The 512-nt window shown below is 59.6% G+C and carries 1 protein-coding gene; it reads right to left on the bottom strand.

Annotation, left to right across the window (positions count from 1 at the left end; genetic code table 11):
• Positions 1-99 precede the first annotated feature (99 nt).
• Positions 100-512: transposase (locus tag ACMGEZ_RS29725; RefSeq protein WP_436825869.1), on the bottom strand; the 413-nt coding region annotated here is incomplete at its 5' end.

The following is a 512-nucleotide window of genomic DNA, read 5'->3' as shown; positions in this document are numbered from 1 at the left end:
CATCGGCGCCACGGAGTCATCCAGTGGTCTCGTCGCACAGACCAGCGGTTTGCCTCGGGGCAGAGTCGCTGCGTAGGTCGCAAAGACCATTGAAGGGACTCAGGCCCCCATCGATCTCATCGCCTTCATCGTTCTGGCAATACCCAGGATCGAGATCACCCGCTTCAGGTTGTATGCCAGCACGTGCAGACTCATCTCAGTGTTCACGTGCTCCAGCTTCTTCGTCAGGAAGTGCGTCCAACCCATCCAGTGCTTGAGTGTTCCGAACACGTGCTCCACGGTGCACCTTCGCAGCGTCATTGCGACGGGCTTGCGATCGAGGCGTTGCTGGACACGCTCGAGGATCTCTTCATGCTCCCATCGACGGATGCGGCGATAGTCGCCGGTCGTGCACTGCTTTTTCAATGGGCATGAGGGACAGGCACTGGTCCAGTACAGGCGCGCTTGGAGGCCATTTCGCTCGAGCGTGCTGAACCTGTAGATGGCCCGTTGGCCCGCAGGGCACTGATACT

This window comes from Variovorax stachyos (assembly GCF_051400855.1).
Lineage (GTDB): Bacteria > Pseudomonadota > Gammaproteobacteria > Burkholderiales > Burkholderiaceae_C > Variovorax.
The sequence above is the reverse complement of the archived record's forward strand: the minus strand, read 5'-3'. Positions and strand labels throughout refer to the sequence as shown.